General features: G+C 61.1%; 4 protein-coding genes. All 4 read right to left on the minus strand.

Annotated features, from left to right (window positions below):
• Nucleotides 1–859: ATP-binding cassette domain-containing protein (locus PFH44_RS25585; protein ID WP_283826570.1), on the minus strand; the 859-nt coding region annotated here is incomplete at its 3' end.
• Nucleotide 860: 1 nt separating this feature from the next.
• The gene (locus PFH44_RS25590; protein WP_283826571.1) at nt 861–1,886 is read right to left on the minus strand and encodes a microcin C ABC transporter permease; all 1,026 of its coding nucleotides are present in this window, start codon (nt 1,884–1,886) and stop codon (nt 861–863) included.
• Nucleotides 1,886–2,980: a microcin C ABC transporter permease YejB gene (locus tag PFH44_RS25595; RefSeq protein WP_045855914.1), complete on the minus strand. Its 1,095-nt coding sequence runs from the start codon at nt 2,978–2,980 to the stop codon at nt 1,886–1,888. Before PFH44_RS25595 ends, PFH44_RS25590 begins: the two co-directional genes overlap by 1 nt.
• A 9-nt stretch (nt 2,981–2,989) precedes the next feature.
• Nucleotides 2,990–3,895 (minus strand): ABC transporter substrate-binding protein (locus PFH44_RS25600; protein WP_283826572.1); only part of this gene is annotated, 906 nt, incomplete at its 5' end.

The following is a 3,895-nucleotide window of genomic DNA, read 5'->3' on the forward strand; positions in this document are numbered from 1 at the left end:
CCGGGAAAGCGACGCTGAGCCCGCTCGCCGCGAGCAGCAGCGGCGCATCGGGCGCCAGCGGTACCGGCAGCCCTGCCGGTTCGCTATCCAGCAGGCGGCGGGTATAGGGATGCTGAGGGGCCGAGAAAAGGGCGCGACAGCCGTTCTGCTCGACGCAGCGTCCGTTTTGCATCACCGCCACGCGGTCGGCGAGCTGGCGGACGATGCTCAGGTTATGGGTGATAAACAGCAGCCCCATGTTCAGCTCCTGCTTCAGCTCCCGCAGCAGCTGCAGAATTTGCGCCTGCACCGAGACGTCCAGCGCGGTGGTCGGCTCGTCGGCAATCAGCAGCTCCGGGCGGGTGAGCAGGGCCATGGCGATCATCACCCGCTGGCGCTCGCCGCCGGAGAGCTGATGCGGATAGTCCGCCAGCCGGCGAGGGGCCTGGCGAATGCCGACGCGCTCCAGGCAGTCGAGAATCTCTCCCCGGACGGCTTCTTTGCGCATTCCGCGATGCAGAGAGAGCACTTCATAGAGCTGCTTTTCCAGGGTGTGCAGCGGATTGAGTGACACCATCGGCTCCTGAAAAATCATCGCAATACGGTTGCCGCGCACCCCGCGCAGGGTTCGCTCATCGGCATGCAGCAGCGACTGGCCGTGAAAGCGGATATCGCCGCTGGGGTAGCTTACCGGCGGCGAGGGGAGCAGGCGCAGCACCGACAGCGCGGAAACGCTCTTGCCGGAGCCGGATTCGCCCACCAGCGCCAGGGTTTCCCCCGCCGCAATGTGCAGCGACAGTTCGCTGACGACGGTCTGGGTTTCGCCCTGCTGGCGAAAGGCGATGGAGAGATTGTCGATTTCTAACAGAGGCTGCGCCATGCTATACCGCCTTACTCGGGTCGAAGGCGTCGCGAACCGCTTCACCAATGAAAATTAAAAGCGTTAACAGCACCGCGACGGACAAAAAGGCGGCGATCCCCAGCCACGGCGCCTGCAGGTTATTTTTCCCCTGCAGCAGCAGTTCGCCCAGCGAAGGCGAGCCCAGGGGCAGGCCGAAGCCCAGAAAATCCAGCGAAGTCAGAGTGGTAATCGAGCTGCAGAGAATAAACGGCAGGAAGGTGAGGGTGGCAACCATCGCGTTGGGCAGCATATGGCGCAGGATAATGCTGCGGTCGTTAACGCCCAGCGCCTGCGCCGCGCGGATATAGTCGTAGTTACGGGTGCGCAGGAACTCGGCGCGCACCACGCCCACCAGCGTCATCCAGCCGAACAGGACGGTAATCGCCAGCAGCCACCAGAAGCCGGGCTGCACGACGCTGGAGAGGAGAATAATCAAAAACAGCGTCGGCATTCCCGACCACACTTCAATAAAGCGCTGCCCCCAGAGGTCGATTTTGCCGCCGTAGTACCCCTGGACGGCGCCCGCCAGCACGCCGAGAACGCTGGAAAAGAGCGTTAGCAGCAGGCCGAACAGAATGGAGATCCGCGTTCCGTAGAGGATCTGCGCCAGCACGTCGCCGCCGTTGGCGTCGGTGCCGAGCCAGTTCTGCGACGACGGCGGCGAGGGGAAGGGGGATTGGGTGGCAAAGTTGATGGTCGTCGCCCCGAAGCGCACCGGCGCCCACAGCACCCAGCCGTGAGTCTCGAGCTGCTTCTGCAGCCACGGATCCTGATAGTCGGCGGCGGTGGCAAAGTTGCCGCCGAAGGTCTTCTCGCTATACTCTTTGAAGAGCGGAACGTACAGGCTGCCGCGGTACTGCACCAGCAGCGGGCGGTCGTTGGCGATCAGCTCCGCGCCGAGGCTGCAGACGAAGAGGATTAAAAACAGCCAAAGCGACCAGTAGCCGCGGCGGTTGTGGCGAAAACGCACCCAGCGGGCCTGGTTGACGGGACTCAAAAATGACATCAGCGGCCCTCAAAATCGATACGCGGGTCGACCAGCGTGTAGCAGATATCGCTGACGATATTAAGCAGCAGGCCAATCAGCGTAAAAATATACAATGTGCCAAACATCACCGGATAGTCGCGCGAAACCGTCGCCTCATAGCCCAGCAGCCCGAGGCCGTTGAGGGAGAACATCACCTCGATCAGCAGCGAACCGGTAAAGAACATGCTGATAAACATCGCCGGGAAACCGGCTATAACCAGCAGCATGGCGTTGCGGAATACGTGGCGCCACAAAATCTGCTTTTCACTTACCCCTTTGGCGCGGGCGGTGACCACGTACTGCTTGCGGATCTCATCCAGAAAGCTGTTTTTGGTCAGCATGGTGAGCGCCGCAAAGCCGCCGATCACCGTCGCCAGCACCGGCAGCGTAATGTGCCAGAGGTAGTCGAGGATCTTCTGATACCACGGCAGGCTGTCGAAATTAGCCGAGACCAGCCCGCGCAGCGGGAACAGATCGAAGTAGCTGCCGCCGGCGAAAATAACGATCAGCAGAATCGCGAACAGGAATGCCGGTATCGCGTAGCCGATGATAATCAGCGTGCTGCTCCAGATATCAAAATGGCTGCCGTTGCTGACGGCTTTACGGATCCCCAGCGGGATCGACACCAGGTAGATAATCAGCGTACTCCACAGGCCGAGACTAATGGAGACCGGCATACTGTTTTTGATCAGCTGCAGCACCGAGGCGCTGCGAAACAGGCTGTCGCCAAAATCAAAGCGCAGGTAGTCGCCGAGCATTTTCAGGTAGCGCTCGTGGATGGGCTTATCAAAGCCGTAGCGATGGGTTATCTCGGCGATAACCTCTGGATCGAGGCCGCGCCCGCCGCGATAGTGGCCTTCGCTGACGTTGCTTACGCCGGTGCGCGCGTGGCTGGCGGCCATTCCGCTGTCGCCCGCGCCGGGCATCGCGCCATGATTGCCGAACTCAACGGCGGCAATGGCCTGATCGACCGGGCCGCCGGGGGCAATCTGGACGATAAAAAAGTTGATCGTAATGATCGCCCACAGGGTAGGAATAATCAGCAGCAGTCGGCGGAGCAGGTATGCGCCCATCGTCGTTCCTCAGCGTCTGTCCGCGGGCAGTTTTGCCGCTTTGTTAACGTCATACCACCAGCTGTCAAAGCCGGAGGAGTATACCGGCCGCGTCGGCGGGAACGAGAACTTGTCCCAGCGGGCCGTTCTGTCCTGCGCCATATACCACATCGGCAGCATGTAGTAGTTCCAGGTGAGCACCCGGTCCAGCGCGCGGCCCAGGGGCAGCAGCTTCTGCTTGTTGCCCTGCCAGCGAATAATCTGCGCGATAAGGCTATCCACTACCGGGCTTTGGACCCCCGGCGCGTTGTAGCTGGAGTGAATATAGGCCGAGTCCCAGGAAACCTGCAGGTCGGTGCCGGGCCACGGCGTCGCCCGCCAGACCATCGGCATCATATCGTAATCACGGCTGCGGCGGCGATTGCTGTACTGGGAATTATCAACCTGGCGAATATCCATGGCGATGCCAAGACGCCGCAGGTTGTGCTGAAAGGGCAGCACCCAGCGATCGTTACCGCCAGCGGGGAGCAGTAGCTCAAAACGCAGCGGCTTCCCGGTTTTGTCGTTTACCCGGCGCTGGTTTTTCACCACCCATCCGGCCTGGTTGAGCAGGCTGTCCGCCTTCAGCAGATTTGCCCGATCGAAACCGCCGCCGTCGGATTGCGGCGGCTGATAGAGCGCGGTGAAGACCTCGGGCGGCAAATCTTTTTTCATCGGCGTCAGCAGGGCAAGCTCATCGGCATCGGGCGCCGCGCGGGCCGCGTACTCGGTATTCTGGAAATAGCTGTTGGCGCGGCTGTAGGCGTTGTAAAACAGCGCCTTGTTCATCCATTCAAAATCGAAGGCGAGGGTAATGGCCTCGCGCACCTGACGATCGGCAAAAACCGGGCGCGGAATATTGAAGGCAAGCCATTGGGTATCCTTCACCGAGGAATT

The organism is Klebsiella sp. Ech2A (genome assembly GCF_030078455.1).
GTDB lineage: Bacteria > Pseudomonadota > Gammaproteobacteria > Enterobacterales > Enterobacteriaceae > Klebsiella > Klebsiella terrigena.